1 protein-coding gene is annotated in these 1,970 nt (G+C 49.2%); it reads right to left on the bottom strand.

What is annotated here, in order from left to right:
* Nucleotides 1-1,970 (bottom strand): Ig-like domain-containing protein (locus J671_RS24660; protein ID WP_050675077.1); only part of this gene is annotated, 1,970 nt, incomplete at both ends.

The following is a 1,970-nucleotide window of genomic DNA, read 5'->3' as shown; positions in this document are numbered from 1 at the left end:
ACTGTACCGGTTAATGCAGGTGTACTGTCATTGGTTAATGCTGTTGTCACTGCAACTGTTGGGGCAACTGCATCTACTACACCTGTGCCAGGTACTGACGGGTTACCCGCTGGGTCAGTCGCTGTCGCTGTTACTGTTTGACCATCAGTCAGGTCACCTGGGTTTGGTACTGTCCACTTACCATCCGGGCCTGCAACTACAGTCGCTGTTGTACCATCCGGGAAGCTCACGGTAACTGTTGAACCAGGTTCTGCTGTACCTGTTACAGGATTAGTTGCATTGATTGGATCAAGTACAGGTGCACTTGGCGCTGCCGTATCTACAGTCACGATTACATTTGTCGGGCTGCTGATATGACCTTGTGAATCCACTGCTTGGGCATGGATGGTAATTGGGCCATCCGCTGTTACAGGAATCGCTGCGGTGATATAGCCATTGCTTAAGTCAGTTGCACTCACTGTATAGTCAGTACCGTTAACATTCACAACAGTACCTACCACTGCATCTGGACCCAACGCTACACGGGCATTAAAGCTGCCATCTGTGCCAAGTTCTGATGTATTGATGAAGCCATCAGCATTTAAGTCATCCGGTACTGTAATCGGACCAAGCAAGTTCGCTGCTGCAGTATCCACAGTCACGACTGCACTGGTTGTACTTACATTACCTGCCGGGTCGGTTGCTGTCACAGTCACAGTATGTGGACCATCTGCCAACACTGGAAGTGTATTGTCTGCAAGGGTCCAACTACCATTGCCATTATTCACCGCAGTATAGTTCACACCATTTACAGTCACCACAACTGTCGCAGTTGGATCGTTCACTGTACCTGTTAATTCAGGTGTACTGTCATTGGTGGTGACATCACTTAAACCAACTGTCGGCGCAGTGGTATCTACAGTTACCACAGCATTAGTTGTACCTACATTACCTGCCGGGTCAGTTGCTGTCACAGTCACGGTATGCGGACCGTCAGTCAACACTGGAAGTGTATTGTCTGCAAGGGTCCAGGTGCCATCACCATTGTTCACCGCTGGATAATCCACACCATCTACAGTCACCACAACTTTCGCTGTCGGATCGTTCACTGTACCGGTTAATGCAGGTGTACTGTCATTGGTTAATGCTGTTGTCACTGCAACTGTTGGGGCAACTGCATCTACTACACCTGTGCCAGGTACTGACGGGTTACCCGCTGGGTCAGTCGCTGTCGCTGTTACTGTTTGACCATCAGTCAGGTCACCTGGGTTTGGTACTGTCCACTTACCATCCGGGCCTGCAACTACAGTCGCTGTTGTACCATCCGGGAAGCTCACGGTAACTGTTGAACCAGGTTCTGCTGTACCTGTTACAGGATTAGTTGCATTGATTGGATCAAGTACAGGTGCACTTGGCGCTGCCGTATCTACAGTCACGATTACATTTGTCGGGCTGCTGATATGACCTTGTGAATCCACTGCTTGGGCATGGATGGTAATTGGGCCATCCGCTGTTACAGGAATCGCTGCGGTGATATAGCCATTGCTTAAGTCAGTTGCACTCACTGTATAGTCAGTACCGTTAACATTCACAACAGTACCTACCACTGCATCTGGACCCAACGCTACACGGGCATTAAAGCTGCCATCTGTGCCAAGTTCTGATGTATTGATGAAGCCATCAGCATTTAAGTCATCCGGTACTGTAATCGGACCAAGCAAGTTCGCTGCTGCAGTATCCACAGTCACGACTGCACTGGTTGTACTTACATTACCTGCCGGGTCGGTTGCTGTCACAGTCACAGTATGTGGACCATCTGCCAACACTGGAAGTGTATTGTCTGCAAGGGTCCAACTACCATTGCCATTATTCACCGCAGTATAGTTCACACCATTTACAGTCACCACAACTGTCGCAGTTGGATCGTTCACTGTACCTGTTAATTCAGGTGTACTGTCATTGGTGGTGACATCACTTAAACCAACTGTCGG

This window comes from Acinetobacter sp. 1130196 (assembly GCF_000588095.1).
Taxonomy (GTDB): domain Bacteria; phylum Pseudomonadota; class Gammaproteobacteria; order Pseudomonadales; family Moraxellaceae; genus Acinetobacter; species Acinetobacter nosocomialis.
Note: the sequence above shows the minus strand (reverse complement) of the source record. Positions and strands in the feature narration are given on the sequence as shown.